The sequence below is a fragment of the Pseudomonas sp. BF-R-24 genome, from assembly GCF_019947335.1.
Lineage (GTDB): Bacteria > Pseudomonadota > Gammaproteobacteria > Pseudomonadales > Pseudomonadaceae > Aquipseudomonas > Aquipseudomonas jessenii.
The window spans coordinates 97,224-117,425 of the sequence record NZ_JAGYGG010000013.1; the positions used below are offsets into that span (position 1 = coordinate 97,224).

17 protein-coding genes are annotated in these 20,202 nt (G+C 60.6%); 5 read left to right on the plus strand and 12 right to left on the minus strand.

Annotation, left to right across the window (positions count from 1 at the left end; genetic code table 11):
- From KGA98_RS13155 to KGA98_RS13170, 4 genes are all read left to right on the plus strand, one after another.
- Positions 1-1,122: a methionine ABC transporter ATP-binding protein gene (locus KGA98_RS13155; protein WP_057712487.1), complete on the plus strand. Its 1,122-nt coding sequence runs from the start codon at positions 1-3 to the stop codon at positions 1,120-1,122.
- Complete coding sequence (locus KGA98_RS13160; protein ID WP_057712488.1) at positions 1,112-1,756, plus strand: methionine ABC transporter permease; 645 nt, start codon at positions 1,112-1,114, stop codon at positions 1,754-1,756. The genes KGA98_RS13155 and KGA98_RS13160 overlap by 11 nt, the downstream gene beginning before the upstream one ends.
- A gap of 468 nt (positions 1,757-2,224) precedes the next feature.
- On the plus strand, positions 2,225-2,563 hold the full coding sequence (locus KGA98_RS13165; protein WP_223502498.1) for a DUF6124 family protein: 339 nt from the start codon (positions 2,225-2,227) through the stop codon (positions 2,561-2,563).
- Between the two features lie 184 nt (positions 2,564-2,747).
- Positions 2,748-3,377: a class I SAM-dependent methyltransferase gene (locus tag KGA98_RS13170; protein ID WP_223502499.1), complete on the plus strand. Its 630-nt coding sequence runs from the start codon at positions 2,748-2,750 to the stop codon at positions 3,375-3,377.
- A 99-nt stretch (positions 3,378-3,476) separates the two neighbouring features.
- Here the strand turns inward: KGA98_RS13170 and KGA98_RS13175 are convergent, their stop codons facing one another.
- From KGA98_RS13175 to KGA98_RS13185, 3 genes are read right to left on the minus strand one after another with little or no spacing between them, the layout of a single operon-like run.
- Entirely contained in the window at positions 3,477-6,527 is a 3,051-nt protein-coding gene (locus KGA98_RS13175) for an efflux RND transporter permease subunit (RefSeq protein ID WP_090452473.1), read from the minus strand.
- A complete protein-coding gene (locus tag KGA98_RS13180; RefSeq protein WP_057712491.1) occupies positions 6,524-7,588 on the minus strand; it encodes an efflux RND transporter periplasmic adaptor subunit in 1,065 nt (354 codons plus the stop codon). Before KGA98_RS13180 ends, KGA98_RS13175 begins: the two co-directional genes overlap by 4 nt.
- Complete coding sequence (locus KGA98_RS13185; RefSeq protein WP_057712492.1) at positions 7,585-8,688, minus strand: efflux RND transporter periplasmic adaptor subunit; 1,104 nt, start codon at positions 8,686-8,688, stop codon at positions 7,585-7,587. The genes KGA98_RS13180 and KGA98_RS13185 overlap by 4 nt, the downstream gene beginning before the upstream one ends.
- 177 nt (positions 8,689-8,865) lie before the next feature.
- Here KGA98_RS13185 and KGA98_RS13190 point away from each other — a divergent pair, with 177 nt between their 5' ends.
- The gene (locus KGA98_RS13190; RefSeq protein ID WP_223502500.1) at positions 8,866-10,062 is read left to right on the plus strand and encodes an AAA family ATPase; all 1,197 of its coding nucleotides are present in this window, start codon (positions 8,866-8,868) and stop codon (positions 10,060-10,062) included.
- Between the two features lie 23 nt (positions 10,063-10,085).
- Here KGA98_RS13190 and KGA98_RS13195 read toward each other — a convergent pair whose 3' ends face one another.
- The 9 genes from KGA98_RS13195 to KGA98_RS13235 all read right to left on the minus strand — a co-directional run bounded on the left by KGA98_RS13195 (position 10,086) and on the right by KGA98_RS13235 (position 20,164).
- Positions 10,086-11,216, minus strand: a complete 1,131-nt coding sequence (locus KGA98_RS13195; RefSeq protein ID WP_223502501.1) for an RHS repeat-associated core domain-containing protein — start codon at positions 11,214-11,216, stop codon at positions 10,086-10,088.
- Between the two features lie 400 nt (positions 11,217-11,616).
- The gene (locus KGA98_RS13200) at positions 11,617-12,399 is read right to left on the minus strand and encodes a MetQ/NlpA family ABC transporter substrate-binding protein (RefSeq protein WP_007972924.1); all 783 of its coding nucleotides are present in this window, start codon (positions 12,397-12,399) and stop codon (positions 11,617-11,619) included.
- A gap of 254 nt (positions 12,400-12,653) precedes the next feature.
- Positions 12,654-13,577 (minus strand): sigma 54-interacting transcriptional regulator, encoded by a 924-nt coding sequence (locus tag KGA98_RS13205; protein WP_223502502.1) that lies wholly within the window; start codon positions 13,575-13,577, stop codon positions 12,654-12,656.
- Positions 13,578-13,632: 55 nt separating this feature from the next.
- On the minus strand, positions 13,633-14,214 hold the full coding sequence (locus KGA98_RS13210; protein ID WP_008045411.1) for an alpha/beta hydrolase: 582 nt from the start codon (positions 14,212-14,214) through the stop codon (positions 13,633-13,635).
- Between the two features lie 291 nt (positions 14,215-14,505).
- Positions 14,506-14,907 (minus strand): ExbD/TolR family protein, encoded by a 402-nt coding sequence (locus KGA98_RS13215; RefSeq protein ID WP_008045412.1) that lies wholly within the window; start codon positions 14,905-14,907, stop codon positions 14,506-14,508.
- Between the two features lies 1 nt (position 14,908).
- On the minus strand, positions 14,909-15,634 hold the full coding sequence (locus tag KGA98_RS13220) for a MotA/TolQ/ExbB proton channel family protein (RefSeq protein ID WP_057712499.1): 726 nt from the start codon (positions 15,632-15,634) through the stop codon (positions 14,909-14,911).
- Between the two features lie 44 nt (positions 15,635-15,678).
- The gene (locus KGA98_RS13225) at positions 15,679-16,488 is read right to left on the minus strand and encodes an energy transducer TonB (RefSeq protein WP_057712500.1); all 810 of its coding nucleotides are present in this window, start codon (positions 16,486-16,488) and stop codon (positions 15,679-15,681) included.
- A gap of 260 nt (positions 16,489-16,748) precedes the next feature.
- The gene (locus KGA98_RS13230) at positions 16,749-19,109 is read right to left on the minus strand and encodes a TonB-dependent receptor (protein ID WP_223502503.1); all 2,361 of its coding nucleotides are present in this window, start codon (positions 19,107-19,109) and stop codon (positions 16,749-16,751) included.
- A 134-nt stretch (positions 19,110-19,243) separates the two neighbouring features.
- Positions 19,244-20,164 (minus strand): TauD/TfdA dioxygenase family protein, encoded by a 921-nt coding sequence (locus tag KGA98_RS13235; protein ID WP_223502504.1) that lies wholly within the window; start codon positions 20,162-20,164, stop codon positions 19,244-19,246.
- Positions 20,165-20,202 lie beyond the last annotated feature (38 nt).

Below are 20,202 nucleotides of genomic sequence, written 5' to 3' on the forward strand. Positions count from 1 at the left end.
ATGACCGCCGCCATCCAACGGCGACTGGAGATTCCAGAGCCGCAAAGCGCAGAGCGCACTGAGCTGCATCCCGAACTCAACCATGCCCACGTACGTTTCATCGGCCTGGGTAAAACCTACAACGGCCAGCAAGGACCGGTGGCCGCGTTGCACGGCATCGACCTGGCGATCCAGCGCGGCGAAGTGTTCGGCATCATCGGCCGCAGCGGCGCCGGCAAGTCGTCGCTGATCCGCACCATCAATCGCCTGGAACAGCCGAGCAGCGGTCGGGTACTGATCGATCAAGTGGACATCGGCGAGTTCGACGAAGACCGACTGGTGGCGCTGCGACGGCGCATCGGCATGATCTTCCAGCACTTCAATCTGATGTCGGCCAAGACCGTTTGGCAGAACGTCGAACTGCCTTTGAAAGTCGCTGGTGTGCCCAAGGAACAACGCGAGCGCAAAGTCCGTGAACTGCTGGAACTGGTGGGTTTGCAGGCCAAACACAAGGCTTACCCGGCGCAGTTGTCCGGCGGGCAGAAACAGCGCGTGGGTATTGCCCGGGCGCTGGTGCATGACCCACAAATCCTGCTGTGTGACGAAGCCACCTCGGCACTGGACCCGGAGACTACGCAGTCGATTCTCGGACTGCTGCGCGAGATCAATCAACGCCTGGGCCTGACCATTGTGCTGATCACCCACGAGATGGCGGTGATCCGTGAAATCTGTGATCGGGTGGTGGTGCTGGAGCACGGGAGAATCGTCGAGCAAGGCCCGGTCTGGGAAGTGTTCGGCAATCCACAACATGAGGTCAGCAAGACATTGCTGGCGCCGTTGCAACACGCATTGCCGCAAGAACTGCAAAGCCGTCTGTTGGCGCAATCGAGTGCCTGCGACGCCGCTGTGGTTCTGCGCTTGCAGTTCACCGGCAGCCAACGCGACGAACCGGACCTGGCGGCACTGTTCAGCGCCCTCGGAGGCCGCGTGCGATTGTTGCAAGGCGGTGTGGAACGGATTCAGGGCCATGCGCTTGGGCAACTGCTGCTGGCGGTGACCGGCTCGTCCCTCGATGCCGAGGAGTTGTGTCAGCGCGCCTCTCATTGGGCGCAACAGGTGGAGGTACTGGGTTATGTGGTTTGATCGCCTGCTGCAGGGCTTTATCGACACCTTCCTGATGGTCGGCGTGTCGTCATTGATCGCGCTGTTGGCGGGCATTCCGCTGGCAGTGATCCTGGTCACCAGTTCCAAGGGCGGCATCTACGAAGCGCCAGCGCTGAACCGCGCTTTGGGCGCATTCGTGAACTTGTTCCGCTCGGTGCCTTTCCTGATCCTGATGGTCGCTTTGATTCCGTTCACCCGGCTCATCGTCGGCACCACTTACGGCGTGTGGGCCGCGGTGGTGCCGTTGACCATCGCCGCTACGCCTTTCTTTGCGCGCATTGCCGAAGTCAGCTTGCGCGAGGTCGACCACGGCTTGGTCGAAGCGGCGCAAGCCATGGGCTGCCGGCGCTGGCACATCGTCTGGCATGTGTTGTTGCCGGAAGCGCTGCCGGGGATTGTTGGCGGGTTCACCATCACCCTGGTGACGATGATCAACTCCTCGGCCATGGCCGGGGCGATTGGCGCCGGTGGACTGGGGGACATTGCCTATCGGTATGGGTATCAGCGGTTTGATAGCCAGATCATGTTGACGGTGATTGTGTTGCTGGTGGCGTTGGTGGCGGTGATTCAGCTCGGTGGGGATCGGTTGGCGCGGGGCCTCAACAAGCGGTAGCCCTGTAGGAGCGAGCCTGCTCGCGATGGAGGTCAACGATAACGCGGGAAACCAGATTCCCCGTGGCGCCCTCAGGTTTTTCGCGAGCAAGCTCGCTCCTACATGAGTGGCGATTCTGGCGATATTTCGTACAAAGAAATCAGCGTTTCCGAAGGCCCGTTCCCTTTCCTTTGCAGGAAGTTTCCTAGATCATTTCGCTCGCTTGCGCCTGCCAAATCCGGTGGCTAGTCTCGGTCCGTCACTGCTCATCAGTGATCGGGTTTAGTAGCCCGGAACAATAGGCGCATAGCGATTCCATGCTCATGTCCGGCAAATTTTGCCGCATGCAGAATATGGTGGCTGTGCGTGGGGCATCTTCGGGTGCACCGGTTTTCCTATTGACCGGCCTACTAACCTGCGTACAGCCGCCACCCAATCGTTTAGTAGGCGATAAGTGATGGCTCCCATGCAGCAATAGGAGTGACACTCATGGAAAAATCCGTACCCGATCCACCTCCGGAAACATCCACCGACGAAACCAGGGATCGATCAGCGCTCTACCGTGCGATTGATTTTTACCTGACCGGCGATCAACCCACCCGACCCGATGAACTGCGCTTCTACAACGTCAGCAAAGACGTGAGCTTTGAAGACACTCAGCTTTATGTTGCCGATCTGCTGCGCTGTGCTTCGGTCAATGCGTACCAATGTGGCGATCAACTCAAGGGGGCTGATCGTGCGATGGTGTACTCGATCTGGCATTTGCTGGAGATTGCCAAGGCGATGGTTGATCACTCCATTGAATGTTTGGGGATGAAAAAGGGCTGAACCATCTGTTGCCAGTACCAACGCCATCGCGAGCAAGCTCGCTCCCACAGTTGATCCTCAGTGCAGACCAAATTTGTGCACGGCGCGAATCATTGTGGGAGCGAGCTTGCTCGCGATGGGCTGCGAAGCAGCCCCCGGCATGATGGCGTATATTCGACCCATCCCACTTGCCTGCGCAGCCGACATGAAACAGACGCCCATCGATCTTGAGCAGATCACCTCCACCACTCTCGGCCACTACAACACGGTGGCCGAAAGCTTCCGTGAAGGCACCCGCGATCACGACGTCAGCCAGAACATCGATGCCCTGCTGCGGCACATTCAGGGCGATGCGCCTTTCGACATTCTCGATTTCGGCTGCGGGCCGGGTCGGGATTTGCAAACCTTCACCCGCATGGGCCACAGGGCTGTCGGCCTCGACGGTTCGGAAAAACTCGCGCAGATGGCCCGTGAGGACAGTGGTTGCGAGGTCTGGCAGCAGGATTTCCTGAAGCTCGATCTGCCGGCCGAACGCTTCGACGGGATCTTTGCCAATGCGGCGTTGTTTCATGTTCCGCGCCAGGAATTACCACGGGTGTTGAAGCAGTTGTGGGGAGCGCTGAAACCGGGTGGGGTGTTGTTCAGTTCCAATCCCCGTGGCGAGAATCAGGAAGGCTGGAACGGGCCGCGTTATGGGTCGTATCACGACCTGGCGGCCTGGCAGCATTTGTTGATCGAGGCGGGGTTTGTGGAGCTGGAGCATTACTACCGACCGACAGGGCTGCCGCGGGAGCAGCAGCCCTGGTTGGCGAGTGTCTGGCGTAAAGCTGTGTAGCCCATTCGGACGCCATCGCGAGCAAGCTCGCTCCCACAGTGGATTGCGGTCAACCTGTGGGAGCGAGCTTGCTCGCGATGAGCGCGAAGCGCTCGCTTTTTAAACAGCGTCTTTCTTCGGCTCGCGAATCTTGTACCAGGCCACATACAGCGCCGGCAAAAACAGCAGCGTCAGCAAGGTGGCGATGACGATCCCGCCGATCATCGCGTAGGCCATCGGCCCCCAGAACACTTCCCGGGCAATCGGGATCATCCCCATGCTCGCCGCCGCCGCGGTTAGCAGGATCGGCCGGCGCCGATGTTCGGTGGCCTGCACCACTGCATCCCACGGTGCATAACCCTTCAGCTCGTATTCCTCGATCTGGGTCACCAGGATCACCGAGTTGCGAATGATGATACCGATCAGCGCCAGAATCCCGAGGATCGCCACGAAGCCCATGGGCGTGCCTGTCGGCACCAGCGCGATCACCACGCCGATCAGCCCCAGCGGCGCAACGCTGGCCACCAGGAACAGCTTCTGCACGCTGTGCAGCTGGATCATCAGGAAGGTCGCCATCAAGAACAGCATCAGCGGCACAACCTTGGCAATCGGTCCCTGGGCCTTGCCGCTTTCCTCCACCGTACCACCGGTGGCGACCTTGTAGCCCGCCGGCAATTTGGCAGCGAAATCGTCGATGGACGGCTTGAGAATTTTCACCAGGTCCGTCGGCTGGATCTCGTCGCGTATCGCCGCCTTGATGGTGATGGTCGGCAGGCGATCGCGACGCCACACCAGCGGCTGCTCCAGTTCGTAGCGCACCGTGGCGAACGCCAGCAGCGGTATCGACGTGCCGCTTGGCGTGACGATTTGCAGGTTCTGCAGGGTTTCCGGCGTACCGCGTTCGGAATCCACCGCGCGACCGACCACGTTGATCAGGTAAATGTCGTCATCGACCTGGGTCACCGACTGGCCGCTGACGATGCCGTTCATCAGGTTGGCCACATCCTCCGAAGACAACCCCAACTGCCGCGCCTTGTCCTGGGCAATGTCGATCCGCAGCACTTTGCCCGGTTCGTTCCAGTCGTAGATGATCTCGCCAATGTGCGGGTTCTTGTCCAGCTCAGTGGCCAGGTCGATGGCATGTCGGCGCACTTGGTCGACGTCTTTGCCGCTGACCCGGTACTGGATCGGACGCCCTACCGGCGGGCCCATTTCCAGTGCCTGGACATAACTGCCGATGCCAACGAAGTCGTTGCGCAAGCGCTCGCGAAGCTTCTGCATCATGGCTTCACGGGTATGGCCTTTGCTGACGATCACCAACTGCGCGTAGAACGGGTTTTGCAGTTGCTGGTCCAGTGGCAGATAGAAGCGGATGGCACCCTGGCCGACGTAGGTGCTCCAGCGCACGATGTCCGGATCGTCCTTGAGCGTGGCTTCAAGGCGATCGACGGCCCGGCGGGTTTCGTCGATCGAGGCGTTTTGCGGCAGGTTCAGGTCCACCAGGATTTCCGGCCGATCCGAAGACGGGAAGAACTGGTTCTGCACGTAGCGCATGCTGAACACCGCCAGTACAAAGCACAGTACGGTGATGCCAATGGCCCACCAGCGATTGCGCATGCACCACAGCAGCCCGCCGTTGAACGCCTTGCCGATACGCCCGGGTTCGCCTTCATGGGGTTTCACGTTGGTACTGAGAATGTGCACGCCGATCACCGGCGCAAACAATACCGCCACCACCCACGACACCAGCATCGCGCAGGCAATCACCGCAAACAGGGTGTAGGTGTATTCACCGGCCGAGCTGGCGTTCAAGCCGATCGGCACGAAGCCCGCCACCGTCACCAGCGTACCGGTGAGCATCGGGAACGCCGTGGAGGTGTAGGCGAAGGTCGCCGCCTGCTCCTTGGTCTCACCCAACTCCAGACGCGTAACCATCATTTCCACGGTGATCATCGCATCGTCCACCAGCAGGCCGAGGGCGATGATCAGTGCACCGAGGGAAATCCGCTGCATGGTGATGCCGCTGTATTCCATGAACACGAACACCATCGCCAGCACCAGCGGGATCGAGCACGCCACCACCAGCCCGGCGCGCACGCCAAGGCTGACGAAGCTGACCAACAGTACGATCACCACGGCCTCGAACAACGCGCTGGTAAAGCCGCCAACGGCCTCCTCCACCACCACGGCCTGGTCGGAGACGTTGTCAATGCCGACACCGACCGGCAGGTCGGCGGTCAACTCGTCGATACGGGTGTGCAGGGCCTTGCCGAACGCCTGGACGTTACCACCCTTCTGCATGGCAATCGCCAGGCCGATGGCCGGTTTGCCGTTGAAGCGGAATTCCGGCGAGGCCGGATCGACGTAGCCGCGGCTGATTTCGGCAATGTCGGCCAGACGATAGAAGCGGTCATTGAGCTTGAGGTTGACCTCGGCCAGGTCTTTCTCCGAAGCGAACTGCCCCGAAGTACGCACCGAAATCCGCTCCGGCCCGGCCTCGATGACACCCGCCGGGGTCACGGAGTTCTGGGTTTGCAGGCTCTGCACCACCTGACGCTGATCGATGCCCAGCGCAGCGAGTTTGCGCGTGGAGAAGTTCAGGTACAGCACTTCGTCCTGCTGGCCGACCATTTCGATCTTGCCCAGCCCCGGCACGCCGCGAATTTCCATGCGGGCCTGTTCCACGTAGTCGCGCAACTGACGCATGGTCAGGCCGTCGGCGGTGAAGGCGTAGATCGACCCGAAGACGTCACCGAACTCGTCGTTGAACGACGGCCCCTGTATGCCTTGCGGGAACTGGTATTTGATGTCGTTGATCTTCTTGCGCACCTGGTACCAGATTTCCGGGATGTCCTTGGCACTGGTGGTGTCGCGCAGGTTCACGTACACCGTCGATTCGCCGGGGCGCGTGTAGCTTTTCACATAGTCGAGGGAGTCGAGCTCCTCGAGCTTCTTCTCGATCCGGTCAGTGATCTGTTCGAGGGTTTCCTCCTGGGTCGCCCCCGGCCATTTGCTCTGGATCACCATGGTCTTGATGGTGAACGAAGGGTCTTCTTCGCGCCCCAGGTTGAAATACGAGAACACACCCATCAACAACGCGACGAACATCAGATACCAGATGAACGACTGATGCTTGAGGGCCCATTCCGAGAGGTTGAAAGGCCCTTTCATTGACTGTCCTCGTCGATTTTCACTTGTTGCCCCGGCTTGAGGCTGTTCACACCGGCACTGACCACCCGCTCGCCGTTCTTCACGCCGCCAGCCAGCACCACGGTGCTATCGGTACGGCTGATCACGGTGATGTCACGGGGGGAGACGGTTTTACTCTGTGCATCAATCACCCAGATGCGTGGCTTGCCATCGACCTCCTGCAGCGCGGTGACAGGCAACTCGATACGCGGCTTGATCGCCGAGCTCAGGGTGACGCTGATGGCTGTGCCGAGGCGAAAGCCATCTGGTGTTTCAGCCAGGCTCAAGCGGGCGCGACGGGTGCGTGTGGCGCTTTGAGCCTGAGGTTCGATTTCACGGATGATGGCGGTGGTGTTGATGCTCGGATCCAGCTGCGCAGCGACCAGAAACACCACATCGCTGGGCAGTTGATCGACCAGGGTATCGGGCAGGTCGATCACCGCTTCCTTGATGTCCGGTTGCGCCAGAGTCACCACTTGCTGACCGGCCGTTACCACTTGCCCGGCCTCGGCGCTCCACTGGGTGACCACGGCTTTATGGTCGGCGCGCAGCTCGGTGTAGCCCAGTTGGTCCTTGCTCTGGTTAACGGCCGCCCGGGCCTGATCGAGGGAGGCCTGGGTGGTTTTGAGGTCCGTGTTGGCCTCGTCGAGTTGCGCTTGCGCGCCGACCCCACGATCAAACAAGGCTTGCTGGCGCAGGGCACTGGCCTTGGCATTGATCAGTTGCGCCTGGATTTTCGACAGGTCGCCCTGGGCCGAACGCAATTGGTTCTGCTGGTCGGAAGGGTCGAGGGTGGCGAGCAGCGTACCCTTCTCCACCTCGGCGCCGACATCGACGTTACGGCTGGCGATTCGCCCGTCCACGCGGAAGCCGGTATTGCTTTCATAGCGCGCCTGGATGCTACCGGCGAAGCGGCCCAAGTCCTCTTCGCTCAAGGTCTGGACCTTGATCGACAACACCGGCCGTACCGGCGCCGGCGGCGGTTCGTTTTTGGAACAGGCGCTCAGCACCAGCCCGATGGACAACGCCCATAAAGGCTTCATGGCTTGGCTCCCCACGTCAGATCCTTGTAAGTGTTTTCGGCAATTTCGACTTCCATGTCCGGGTGTAAGAGTTGTCCGCCGGCGATGATGACTTTGTCCCCGTCCTTCAACCCGCCGCTGATGATGACCTTGCCGGTCAGGTAGCGGCCGACCGTGACTGAATGCAATTGGGCCTTGCCCTTGTCGTCGACAATCCAGACAGCGGGGGCACTGATGTTTTTGGTCAGCGCCGACCACGGCAACTCGATGACCGACTTGCCCGATCCGCTGGCCGTGGCACTCACCACCGAACCCAACTGCATGCCGTCGGGCAGTTTGTCGAGGCCGACCTTGACCTGCACGGTTCCGGATTGCGCCGACACCGCCGGGGTGATTTCGCGTACGGTGCCAGTGGTTTTGATCGCAGGGTTATCGACCAGGCTGAGGACAATGGTGTGATCTCTCGGCTTCTCGGCCAGCAGCGATTCGTAGACGTTGAACACCGCATCCCGGTCGCCGTCACGGGCCAGGCTGAAGATCGGCATCGTCGCCTGCACCACCTGGCCGACTTCCGCCTGGCGCTCGGTAATGATCCCCGGTGCATCGGCGATCAGCGCCGTATAGCTCAATTGATCCTTGGCATTGGCCAACTGCGCCTTGGCAGCGCTCAGGGCGCTCTGGCTGCTGTGCAAGGTTGCCTGGGCCGAGTCGTATTCGCTCTGGCTGGTGTAACCCTTGGGCAGCAATTTTTGCTGACGCACGAACGCCGCCGCACTTTGCGTCACCCGCGCCTGTTCGGCGACGACTTGCGCCTGGGCCGAATCGACATTGGTCTGCAAATCCTTGGGGTCGAGCCGGGCCAGCACTTGCTTGGCGGTCACTCGATCACCGACGTCGACCGAGCGCTGGATGATCTTGCCACCCACGCGGAAAGACAGCTCCGTCTGTACCCGGGCCTGGATATCACCGGTGAGGGTAACCGGGACCGCGTAATCGGCCGGCTTGACGACTTGCACGAACACCCGTGGCAGGTATTCCTGCACGGGTTTTTTCTCGTCGCAAGCCGTCAGCAGGGTGACGACACTCAAGGCCATGACTACTTTAAATCCGGGAACCACCATGCAAACTCCTTGGCCTTTTCCATGTACAACTCGACAGAGAGCTTAGAACAGGATTGGAACCTTGCACGAGCGTCTTATGAAGAAAAAGCTCAAACTCTTTCAGCCCTGAAACACTTGCCATAGACGCCTGTGCATGCCTGACAATGAGCCCCGGTCGATCCCCCATCAGGAACCCAAATGCTCAAGACCCTCGCGGTGGCCAATTACCGCTCGATCAACAAACTGGTGATCCCGCTGGGACGGCTGAATCTGATCACCGGCCCCAACGGCAGCGGCAAGTCCAACCTGTACCGTGCGCTGCGCCTGCTGGCGGAAACCGCCCACGGCGGGGTGGTCAATGCCCTGGCCCGTGAAGGTGGCCTGGATTCGACCTTCTGGGCCGGCCCGGAAACCATCTCCCGGCGCATGCGCACTGGCGAAGTCGCCATCGAGCCCACCGTGCGCCAGGGCGTCAAACGCCTGCGCCTGGGGTTTGCGGGAGAGGATTTCGGCTACTCGATCAGCCTCGGCCTGCCCGATTCCAACGGCCATTTCATGCTGCCCGGACACAGCACGCCGATACCGTCTTATTTCAGCCTCGACCCGCAGATCAAACGCGAATGCCTGTGGGCCGGAGCGTTCTATCGCCCGGCCAGTCTGCTGGTCGATCGTGACGGCCCGATGATCCGTGCCCGCGCCGATCGAAAGTGGGATGTATTGGCGCAGCACACGCCGACTTTCGACAGCCTGTTCGATCAGGTCGGCAGCCTGCGCAGTTCGCCGGAAGTGCTGGAGATGCGCGAGTCCATTCGCCGCTGGCGCTTTTACGATCACTTTCGCAGCGATGCCGACGCCCCGGCGCGGCAACCGCAACTGGGCACCCGCACGCCGGTGCTGCACCACGACGGACGCGATCTGGCGGCGGCCTTGCAGACGATCATCGAAATTGGCAACCCCGAGGCCTTGCGGGCGGCGATCAGCGACGCCTTCCCCGGCGCACGACTGAACATCGAACCTCTGCCGGGTGGGCGCTTCGCCATCGAGTTCTTTCAGGAAGGTTTGTTGCGGCCGCTGTCGGCCGCCGAGTTGTCGGACGGAACGTTGCGTTACCTGCTGTTGGTCGCAGCGCTGCTGACGCCACGCCCGCCGACGCTGATGGTGCTGAACGAACCGGAAACCAGCCTGCACCCGGATCTGCTGCCGGCGCTGGCGCGCTTGATCATCCGCGCGTCCGAGCAGTGTCAGGTGTGGGTGGTGTCCCACGCCCGACGTTTGATTTCGGCGTTGCAGGAGGACCCGGAGTGCAATTGCATCGTGCTGGAGAAGAATCTCGGACAGACCGGGATTGTCGGGCAGCGGATGCTGGATGAGCCGGCGTGGTACTGGCCGGAGTGAATCACCGTCACTCCGGCTCCGCCCTATAGGGAGTGACGACGGATATATTTGGCATTCCTGAAGATGTCAGGCTGTCTGTTGAGTTGGGCATTCAAAAAATTGACTGTACGACCTGTAATGGCGGGAAACCCAAAACCCTCGAAGCCCACTGGTCTTGGAGTCGGTAAGGGTGCCGATGGTTGAGGTGTACCGGGACTCAGAGGAGGAGCTGAAGGAATCGGGAAATCTGGTGGTTGTGCAGCAGGTAAAGACAGAGCGACCGGACGCTTGCGACGTTCCACAAATCTCTTCAAGGCAGGGACAGTCTTGGGATCACGCGCAGCCCAGTAAACAGTCGCTCTCGAAACCACCGTAAGCCCCGCTAATCCTAATGCAATAAACCCGAGAGTTTTAGCTGACTCAGAGTCCCCGGTAATACCCGCCACAGCACCGGCAACGCCCGTCAGCGCTGAAGCCATCGTCGCCACTCCCGCCACAGTCGAGCCTGCTGCACCGAGGGTGTATTTGTAGGGTAACCGACCTGCTGCCCCCCATTGCAAAGCATCCTTGGCCAACTTGAAGGGAATGGCGGGCGACATGGTAATTCGAGCATTGGCCACGCTGAACAGGCTCGTGATCAACCTGGCAAACTGCCCCGTCGGGTCACTGAAATTCACCGGGTCCCCCAGGCAATACGCATACGCATTCAGTCCGCCCCGGCCAAACGGGCTCAAGCTGTCCGGTCTGTTGAAGCGCATCAGCACCGGGTTGAACGCCCGATGCCCGTTACCCAGCAGATAATGGCCGGTGGCCGGATCGACCACTTCGCCGGTGAATCCGAGCAAACCACCGGGACCATTCTCGACCCGCCGATGACCGTAGGGCGCGTAGACCTGACGCACACCTGCGTCGGGGCCGGTCATCTGCAATACCGAGCGTTGCTGATCAGTGACCAGCAACAGGCTGTTGCGCTCGGCACCGTCCGACGATTGCACTGCCAGCAGTTGCCTGTCGTGTTGAAGCACGCTGTACGCATCCTGCCCTTTCAGTTGCGTCACCAGGTGTTCGCCGCGGTAGAACCGGGTCAATTTTTCCAGCTCCAACGGCTCCAGTTCGACCAGCCGATCCAGAGCATCATAGCGGTAGCGATTGAGGGGGCGAGTCGTTGGGCTCATGAGGGTCAACTCCCGGCGAAGGAAGCAGTTTGCACCCGCTTGAATGCGCCGACACCTAGCAGAACTGTTAGTGCCGGGAGAAAACTGTCGCCCGGGTTTGCCCAGGCAAGAGAGGACAGCTACTTTCCATTACGCCGTAGGAAGGATCTTTTTTCGAAACGCCTCTCCAAGGACGAACCACTTTTGGCCAGAATCCCGGCCAAAACCTCACAAGGACGAGAACATGGCAGACGTACAACCGCCGCAACGGCTGGATCCGCAGGACATTCTGAAACTCTTGATGGCGTTGCGCAGGGCCTTGAAGGCCACGCCGGCCTGAGCAATTCATCGCCCAATAAAAAAACGCCGACGCTAAATCAGCCGTCGGCGTTTGAAACCTTGAAGGGGTTTGCTTCGCGAATCAGAACGCAGGCAGTACCGCGCCGCTGTACTTCTTCTCGATGAAGGCTTTCACTTCCGGGCTGGTCAGGGCCTTGGCCAGTTTCTGGATGGCAACGCTGTCCTTGTTGTCCGGACGAGCCACCAGGAAGTTCACATAAGGCGAATCGGCACCCTCGATCACCAGGGCGTCTTTAGCCGGGTTCAGACCCGCTTCCAGCGCGTAGTTGGTGTTGATCATGTCCAGATCGACCTGATCCAGCACGCGCGGCAACATCGCGGACTCAAGCTCCTTGAACTTGAAGTTGTGCGGGTTCTTGGCAATGTCTTTCGGCGTGGCCAGGGCGTTTTTCGGGTCTTTCAACTCGATCAGGCCAGCCTTCTGCAGCAGGATCAGGGCACGGCCGCTGTTGCTGCCTTCGTTCGGGATGGCGATGGTCGCGCCGTCTTTCAGCTCAGCCAGGGTTTTGACTTTCTTCGAGTAGCCGCCGAAGGGTTCAACGTGAACACCGATCACGGTTTCCAGGTGAGTGCCTTTGCCTTCGTTGAAGCTCTTCAGGTACGGCAGGGTCTGGAAGTAGTTGGCGTCCAGACGCTTCTGATCGACCTGCACGTTCGGCTGAACATAGTCGGTGAAGACTTTGATTTCCAGGTCCACGCCTTCTTTGGCGAGGGTTGGCTTGATCAGCTCGAGAATCTCGGCGTGTGGAACCGGGGTCGCGGCAACCACCAGTTTCTCGCCAGCCTGGGCCAGGCCCGCGGTCAGGGCAGCCGCCAGTGCGGTGAACAACAGAACCTTTTTCATGCAGTGTCCTTATCGAGAATCACAGTCGCTTGTGGCGACGGCTTGAACATGAGAGTGCCAGTGAAGTGCTATCGCTGGCGTGAAGCGGACAATACCGGGATTTTTTATTCCCGAACAATAACGTTTATTCAGCTTCATATTCCATTTTGTTCATACAGCTGTAAGAGCGAGCTTGCTCGCGATGGTCGCCAGGACAACGCGGGCATTCAGGAAACCCGCGTCATCATTGACGACCATCGCGAGCAGGCTCGCTCCTACAGGAGGCCGGTGCCTTTAAGCATTTGTTTCAAGGCGTCTTTTTCGGCGTCGGAACCGTTGCCAAGAATCTGCTTGAGCTGCTTTTCGATCTGTCCCAGACCTTCATCAGGCAAATTCAAATGCTCCGGCAAGATCTCTTCGCCGGTACTCACCAACAGCGCAAAGTGGATGACGTTTTCCAGTTCCCGGGTATTGCCCGGCCAACTGTGCCGTTCCAGCACAAGCTGCGCCGCTTCGCTGATCAACGGCACTGGCAAGTCGAGACGCTGGCTGTAGATACCGAGGAAGTATTCGGCCAGCGGCAGGATGTCACCTGTGCGTTCGCGCAGTGCCGGCAGTTCGAGTTGGCCTTCGCTGAGGTAGTGATAAAGGCGTTCATGGAATTTTCCGGCGGCAACCGCCTGGGCCAGATCGATGCTGGTGGCCGCCACCAGACGCACATCCACCGGGCTCGGCTGATGGGCTCCGACGCGGGTGACTTCGTGGTTCTCCAGGGCAGCGAGCAATTTGGTCTGGATCGGCAGCGGCAGGTCGCCGATTTCGTCCAGGTACAGCGTGCCGCCATTGGCCGAACCGAACCACCCGGCGCGGCTGCTCGCCGAGCCGCTGTAGCTGCCCGCCGCATAGCCGAACAATTCGGCGTCGGCGTAGGTCGGGCTGATGGCGCCGCAATTGACCGACACGAACAACCCGCCGCGATCACTGGCGCGGTGGATATGGCGGGCCAGCAACTCCTTGCCGGTGCCGGTTTCGCCACGGATAAGCACTGACACTGAACGCGTGGCCAGTTGCTCAAGGTCTTCACGTAATTGTCGTGAACGTGAATCGACAAACACCAGCGCCTTGGCGCGGATGCTCAGGGGACTTTTTTCCGCATCGGGAAAGGTCAGCAGCGGCTGGCCGAAGGTTTCAAAGCTCATGGCAGACTCCCGCCCAAAACCGCCGGGAGACGGGGGCGTTAAATAAAGAAAGTGTTCAAGCGCGGCGCAGGGCGTGGTGTTCCATGCGGTTTTGCAGTCGATAGAGGTAGGCAAAACCTTGCTCCCAACGCTGGTGACCGGACTTCACGTTGATGTGCCCTGCCCCCGCCAGAATCCCCGCCTCGGCGCCCCAGTTACGCGCCAGCTCCAGGGCCCGCGGTGCACTGACGGCGCTGTCGTTGTCGGAGCTGACAACCTGGCTGGGGAACGGCAGCAGATCCGTCGGTATCGGTGCGAAGTTGCGCAACGCCGGCGCGCAAGCCGGGCGTTCGACATCTGCCGGTGCGACGAGCAAGGCGCCGCGCACTTGACGCAAAAACTGCACGGGGGCACTCGCGGCCCAATGGGCGACGGTGATGCAACCCAGGCTGTGGGCAATGAGAATCACCGGCGTGCTGTCGGCGGCAATCGCCTCGGCCAGCGCCGCGACCCAGTCTTCACGGCGCGGCGTCAACCAGTCAGCCTGTTCCACCCGTGCGCTATTCGGCAGGCTGTTCTGCCAGTGGCTTTGCCAATGATCTTCTGGCGATCCTTGCCAGCCCGGCACAATCAGGTAGCGAATTGATTCGTTGCGCATGGGGGAGCTCTCCTGCTGCGTGTCTGTTCCAGGTCGAGTATAGGGAGAGGATTTATATTCGTTAAGGAATAAGAAGCTATTTGTTAAGACCAGTATCGAATATACAACTCGATCTAATGTGGGAGCGGGCTTGCTCGCGAAGGGGCCTTCAGATCCAACATCCTTGTCGCCTGACACTCTGCATTCGCGAGCAAGCCCGCTCCCACAGGGGGTTTGTGGTGTTACTGAAATCGAGGCATAAAAAAAGGGCCGCACCCTGCCAAGGAGACGGCCCCGGAAAACGAAAATCCGTTAACGCGCAGTAATCACCGACAGCCTGGTAATCCCTGCCCGTTCAATCGACGCCATGGCCCGTGCCACTTCGCCGTAATTCACCCCATCGTCCGCCTGCAACTGCACGCGCACCTCGGGGTCCTTGGCCTTCGCCGACTTGAGGTTGAACTCCAGCAAGTCCGGCTGTATCTCGTCCTTGTTGATAAACAGCTTGCCGGCACCGTCGATGCTCACCACCAACGGGTCTTTCTGCTCCACCGGCGCCACCGCTTCGGTCTTGGGCAGGTTGATCGGAATCGCGTTGGTCAGCAGCGGTGCGGTGACGATGAACACCACCAACAACACCAGCATCACATCCACCAGCGGCGTCACGTTGATCTCACTGAGCACCTCATCGGTGTCTTGCGTGGAGAAGGCCATATCAGGACGCCTCCTTCACTTTCTGCACGCTGCCCTGGGCCGCCACTTTGTGCGCCGTCGGGTGGATCAGCACACGGAACGAACTCTTCTGCGCCAGGCTGTAGAAGTCGTGGGCGAAGTCATCCAGGTCCGCCGCCGTCAGTTTCAAACGACGCAAAAAATAGTTGTAAACCAGCACCGCCGGCACCGCGACGGCGATCCCTACGCCGGTGGCGACCAGTGCCGCGCCAATCGGCCCGGCGACCGTTTCAAGGCTTGCCGAGCCCGCCGCGCTGATGCCTTTCAACGCTTCCATGATTCCCCACACCGTGCCGAACAAACCAATGAACGGCGAGGTGCTGCCAATGCTCGCGAGTACCGCCAACCCGGTTTCCAGCGACCGGCGCTCGCGCACGATCTGCTGTCGCAAGGCACGCTCCAGACGATCCTGATGATTGATCGCCTGGCTCAAGTCCGCCGCCTGCGGCGCCTCGCCCACCTGGATTGCCGCATAACCGGCCTGTGCAACCCGGGCTGCCGCTCCGGGCCGGGTTTCGCTCAGCTCGGCCGCCGAGTCGAGACTCGAAGCGGCCCAGAACTGTTGATGAAACTTTCGATCCTGTGCCTTGAGGCGACCGAACTGCACGCCCTTGAGCAATGCCAGACCCCAGGTCGCGACGGAAAAAACCACCAGCAGCCAGATCACCGCGCTTTCGATGGATTCAAGTGGAGATGCCAGTAACGTCATGATGTATTCCTCGTGTAAACGTTTCGCGCGAATTTGGTTTCGGTTTAATGAATCTTGAAATCGATGGGCACGCTGACCCAACCGTCCTGGGCGACATCACCCTGCTTGGCCGGCACGAAACTCCAGCGCTTCACCGCGTTCAGCGCTGCTTCGTCCAACGCATCGCGGCCGCTGCTTTTCTGGATCTGGACCTCGCCGGGCTTGCCGCTGGCCAGCACATGCACGCGCAACAACACCGTGCCTTCCCAGCCGCGACGCTGGGCCAGCGAGGGGTATTCCGGCGCCGGGTTTTTCAAGTAGCCCGCGTTCGCTGAAGCAGGTGTCACGGGAGCTGGAGCCGGGGGAGCAGGTGGCGCAGGAGCCGCTACGGGCGCTGCCGGTTTCGGCGGCGCGGGTGGTTGCTCAACGGCCTTGGGCGCCGGTTTCGGTATCGGCTTGGCAACCGGTTTGGGCTTGGGAACCGGCTTCGGTGGCGGCGGCTTCACAGCCAGTTCGTCTTCCACGGGCGCAGGCGGTTCAACCACTGGCTGGACAGGTTGCGGTGGCGGCGGCTCGACCACCGGTGGCGCCGGACGCGAGAACTCGATGGTCATCGGCGGAATCTGCGGTGGCACGATGGGCAGCACGGTGGTCGGTTGCTGATTGACCCAATAGATCACCGCGCCATGCACCAGCAACGCCAGCAAGCCCAGCACGATCGTTTCCCGTCGGCGAAGGACGCCTTTTGGCGCGCGCTGCAAACGCAACTGGCCCAAGGGCACCCGGTGCGGTCGGCCGAGGTCGACCAGCTCACCACCGGGTGCCTGGCGCCACAGCACTTCATGTGCACCGGCGGCGGTCTGGACATTGCCCATTGTTTAACTCCCTGCGGTCTCTTTGCGGATTACCGGAACGTCGTGCTGAACATCCCCCCGACGACGGCCTGGTAGAGCAATCATTGGCTTGAACGCTTAGCTCTGAAAGTAATGTTTAAATTTATGTTTAGACCTTTAGTGAATATATAAAACCATCAACCCACCGCCAGAGCCCGCCGTTCAAGGGCTCCGGCGTAGTGGAAAAAAACCGATGCCTTGCCCGCATTGAAAGTATTCATCCAAGGCATGGTTTTTCGCCGTCAGAAGTCGTATCGACCGGTCACGCCCAGCGTCCGCGGTGTGCCGAGCAGGCCTTCATAACCTCCATTGGCGGCCGTCCACAGCGTCGTGTAGTAGGTTTTGTCGAAGGCGTTTTTCAGCCACAGCGAAACGTCCCACTGCCCCTGGTTGAAGTCGCCGCGAAGGCCGGTGGACAGGTTGACCACCGCATAACTCGGAATCTGCCCGAAGTCGGAATCTTCCACCGTGCCCACCGCTTTGGAGCGGAACGCATAGCTGGCGGTGACGTACTCTTCGAAGCCGTTGCTCAGGTTCCATTTGTATTCGCCATTGGCGTTGCCGATCCATTTCGAAGCACCGACCACTTGATGACCGCTGAGGTCGCAGGACGCTGGAGCGCCCGGCGCCAGGCTGACTTCCGGTGGGCAAGGTGCGTCCTTGTAGGAGAGGTAGCTGACGTCGTTGTACGAGCCGTTGATGTTCAGCGTCAGGCCACGCAGCGGGATCAGGGTGCTTTCGAACTCCACGCCACGGGAGCGCACGGAGCCGGCGTTCGTCAGGTATTGCACGCGATTGACGGCGTCGTAGGCGTTGGTCTGATAGCCGTTGACCTGGGTCCAGAACAGGTTGGCATTGAGTTGCAGGCGACGGTCCCACAGGGTGCTCTTGAAACCGAGCTCGGCGTTATTGGCGCGCTCGGTGCCGATCAGCAGCGAGTCGGCGCCGGCAACCGCTGCCGTACCTACCGCCAGATTGACCCCGCCGGACTTTTCGCCATGGGACAAGGTGGCGTATGTGAGCAGGTCGTCGGTGATGCGGTAGCTGAGATTCAACAGACCCGAAGGGCTGGAGCTGTACTGATTCAGATCGCCGGAATCGAAAGCGCCGGCACGACCGCGCCGTGCTGCGGCGGCCGCACCGGTTACCGCAACGCCACCGACCGGTGCCTCGCGCGTGACATTGGCGTTTTTCTCTTCATAGGTGCCACGTAGCCCGGCGGTGAAATCCAGGCGTTCGGTCAAGTGCCAGGTGCCTTGGGCGAACAGCGCAAAGCTGTTGGTTTCGATATGACCGTTGCCGACGCTGTCGATGTTGTTCAGCGCACCGTTAGGTGTACCGCTCCAGATGTCCGCTTGCGGTCCGTAGAAGGTGAAGGATTTGTTGTCCAGGTCGGAACCGAAGTAGTAGGCGCCGAGCACGTAATCGAAGAATCCACCGGTAGGCGACGCCAGGCGAAACTCCTGAGAGTACTGCTTATCCTCCACCGAAACGCCTGCGTTGTGGAAGGCGGATACGTTCAAACCATCATCGTTGCGCGGGGTGAAATTCCACCAGCGATAGGAGCTGATAGAGGTCAGGGTGAAGTCGCTTGGCAGCGTCCAGTTGGCCTCGACCGAAGTACCGCCCTGATGCACGGTGACGTGCTGTTCGTTGTTCAGGTTGACCTTGCGGTGCGTGCCGTCGACCAGTGTCGCGCCCGCCGCGTTGGCCCGGGCCTGATACAGGTTGGTGCCATTGATGGTTGGGCCGGTGTTGTACAACACACGGGTGCCGGCGCTGGAATCTTCCTCGTTGTAGTCGCCGATCCAGCGCAAGTTGAACGACTCGTTAGGCTTGAACAGCAACTGCCCACGGAAGCCTTCGCGGGAGCCACCGTTCAAATCGTGGCCATCGAATTCATTCTTGATGTCACCGTCGCTGCGGGTGCGATACGCGGAAAAACGTCCCGCCAGTTCGTCATTCAGCGGGCCGGAAATCGTGCCCTTGGTCTGGAAGTAGCCATCCTCGCCCACCGAAGATTCGATGCTGCGTTCAGGGGTAAAGGTCGGCGCGCGGGTGCTGATGTTGATCACGCCGGCGGTGGTGTTCTTGCCGAACAAGGTGCCTTGCGGGCCACGCAGCACTTCGAGCTGCTCGATGTCCATCAGGTCGAATACAGCCATGCCGGGGCGGCCGAGGTAAACGTTGTCGATGTACAGGCCGACACTGCCTTCCAGGCCATCGCTGGCCGGGTTGTTGCCCAGGCCACGGATCGACACGCTGGATTGGCGCGCATGCATGTAAGCGACGTTGACGCTCGGCACCAGTTGCTGCAGATCCTGGATGCGATAGACCCGCTGGATCTCCAGGGTCTGGCCACTGACCACGCTCATCGGCGTCGGCACATCCTGAGAACTTTCTTCGCGGCGGCGAGTGGTGACCGTCACGGTTTCCAATTGCGCGCTGTCGGCCGTGGCGGCCTTGGCCGGAATGGATTCCGGGGTGGCGCTGTCGGCTGCATAGCCTTGGGTCCAACTGGCGCTGCCTGCCAGCAACAAGGCCAGTGGCAGGCGTTTGAGCCGTTGGGGTGAAGAGGTTGAAGCGAGGTGCAACGGACTCATAAGGCGGGGTTCCCGATCAAAGTAAATGCTGTGTTGCTTGCCAGGCCGCCATCGCGAGCAAGCTCGCTCCCACACTGATCCTGTGAACTCCGAAGATCCCCTGTGGGAGCGAGCTTGCTCGCGATAGCGTCAGTTCAGACGCCGTCGATATCCGGCCCTTTCACGGTCTGGCTGACCTGCCCGTTCACCCCCACCGGCACTTCGCCCTTGAGCGTCACCCGGCGCACGATGCGGTCCTGGGTCCCGTAGTCATCCACCGCGTAATGCTGGGTGGAGCGGTTGTCCCAGATCGCCACATCACCGGCCTTCCAGCGCCAGCGCACGATGTTTTCCTGGCGGATCACATGGCTCTGCAACAGACCGAACAGGTGCGCCGAATCGGCCTGGGAATAACCCTTGATGCGTTTGACGAAATGCCCCAGCAACAGGCTCTTCTCACCGCTGACCGGGTGCACGCGGACCACCGGGTGCTCGGTCTCGTACACGGTCGAAGTGAAAATCTTGCGATAGCGCTCCAGCTTCTCGGCCGAGACGTCAGGCCTGGTGCCGGCGTAGTCGTATTCGTTGCTGTGCACGGCGACCAGCTTGTCGGCCAGCTCACGCAGCTCCACCGACAACCCGTCATAGGCAGTGGCGGTGTTGGCCCACAGGGTGTCGCCGCCGAAAGCCGGAGCCACCACCGAGCGCAGGATCGAGGCTTTTGGGTAGGCTTCGACGAAGGTCACGTCGGTGTGCCAGGAGCTGGCACGCTGGCCCTCGGCACCGTCCAGCTCCAGCAGAAAGCGCGTGCCTTCGCGCACCGGTACGGTCGGGTGCGCCACCGGTTCGCCGAGCAGGTGGGCGAACGCCTCCTGGCGTTGGTCGTCGAGCTGGGTCTGCTCGCGGAAGAAGATCACTTTGTATTGCAGCAGTGCCTGTTGAATGGCTTCAACAGTGGCGGCATCCAGCTCGCCCGAAAGCTGTACGCCACGGATTTCGGCACCGATGCGACCGGCCACCGGATGGATTTCAAGCGCGTGAACAGCGGGTTGTACTGCGAAAGCGGCATTGCTCATGGGTAGACCCTCATCAGACTGCTTGCGGTTGAACCGGC

What these genes read in the sequence shown, in the direction of transcription:
- KGA98_RS13210 (WP_008045411.1), bottom strand. Translation starts at nt 14,214, where the DNA reads ATGCGCAACGAATCAATTCGCTACCTGATTGTGCCGGGCTGGCAAGGA.
- KGA98_RS13220 (WP_057712499.1), bottom strand. Translation starts at nt 15,634, where the DNA reads ATGACGTTACTGGCATCTCCACTTGAATCCATCGAAAGCGCGGTGATC.
- KGA98_RS13230 (WP_223502503.1), bottom strand. Translation starts at nt 19,109, where the DNA reads ATGAGTCCGTTGCACCTCGCTTCAACCTCTTCACCCCAACGGCTCAAA.
- KGA98_RS13190 (WP_223502500.1), top strand. Translation starts at nt 8,866, where the DNA reads ATGCTCAAGACCCTCGCGGTGGCCAATTACCGCTCGATCAACAAACTG.
- KGA98_RS13165 (WP_223502498.1), top strand. Translation starts at nt 2,225, where the DNA reads ATGGAAAAATCCGTACCCGATCCACCTCCGGAAACATCCACCGACGAA.
- KGA98_RS13205 (WP_223502502.1), bottom strand. Translation starts at nt 13,577, where the DNA reads ATGAGCTTTGAAACCTTCGGCCAGCCGCTGCTGACCTTTCCCGATGCG.
- KGA98_RS13225 (WP_057712500.1), bottom strand. Translation starts at nt 16,488, where the DNA reads ATGGGCAATGTCCAGACCGCCGCCGGTGCACATGAAGTGCTGTGGCGC.
- KGA98_RS13170 (WP_223502499.1), top strand. Translation starts at nt 2,748, where the DNA reads ATGAAACAGACGCCCATCGATCTTGAGCAGATCACCTCCACCACTCTC.
- KGA98_RS13180 (WP_057712491.1), bottom strand. Translation starts at nt 7,588, where the DNA reads ATGAAGCCTTTATGGGCGTTGTCCATCGGGCTGGTGCTGAGCGCCTGT.
- KGA98_RS13185 (WP_057712492.1), bottom strand. Translation starts at nt 8,688, where the DNA reads ATGGTGGTTCCCGGATTTAAAGTAGTCATGGCCTTGAGTGTCGTCACC.
- KGA98_RS13155 (WP_057712487.1), top strand. Translation starts at nt 1, where the DNA reads ATGACCGCCGCCATCCAACGGCGACTGGAGATTCCAGAGCCGCAAAGC.
- KGA98_RS13160 (WP_057712488.1), top strand. Translation starts at nt 1,112, where the DNA reads ATGTGGTTTGATCGCCTGCTGCAGGGCTTTATCGACACCTTCCTGATG.
- KGA98_RS13200 (WP_007972924.1), bottom strand. Translation starts at nt 12,399, where the DNA reads ATGAAAAAGGTTCTGTTGTTCACCGCACTGGCGGCTGCCCTGACCGCG.
- KGA98_RS13215 (WP_008045412.1), bottom strand. Translation starts at nt 14,907, where the DNA reads ATGGCCTTCTCCACGCAAGACACCGATGAGGTGCTCAGTGAGATCAAC.
- KGA98_RS13195 (WP_223502501.1), bottom strand. Translation starts at nt 11,216, where the DNA reads ATGAGCCCAACGACTCGCCCCCTCAATCGCTACCGCTATGATGCTCTG.
- KGA98_RS13235 (WP_223502504.1), bottom strand. Translation starts at nt 20,164, where the DNA reads ATGAGCAATGCCGCTTTCGCAGTACAACCCGCTGTTCACGCGCTTGAA.
- KGA98_RS13175 (WP_090452473.1), bottom strand. Translation starts at nt 6,527, where the DNA reads ATGAAAGGGCCTTTCAACCTCTCGGAATGGGCCCTCAAGCATCAGTCG.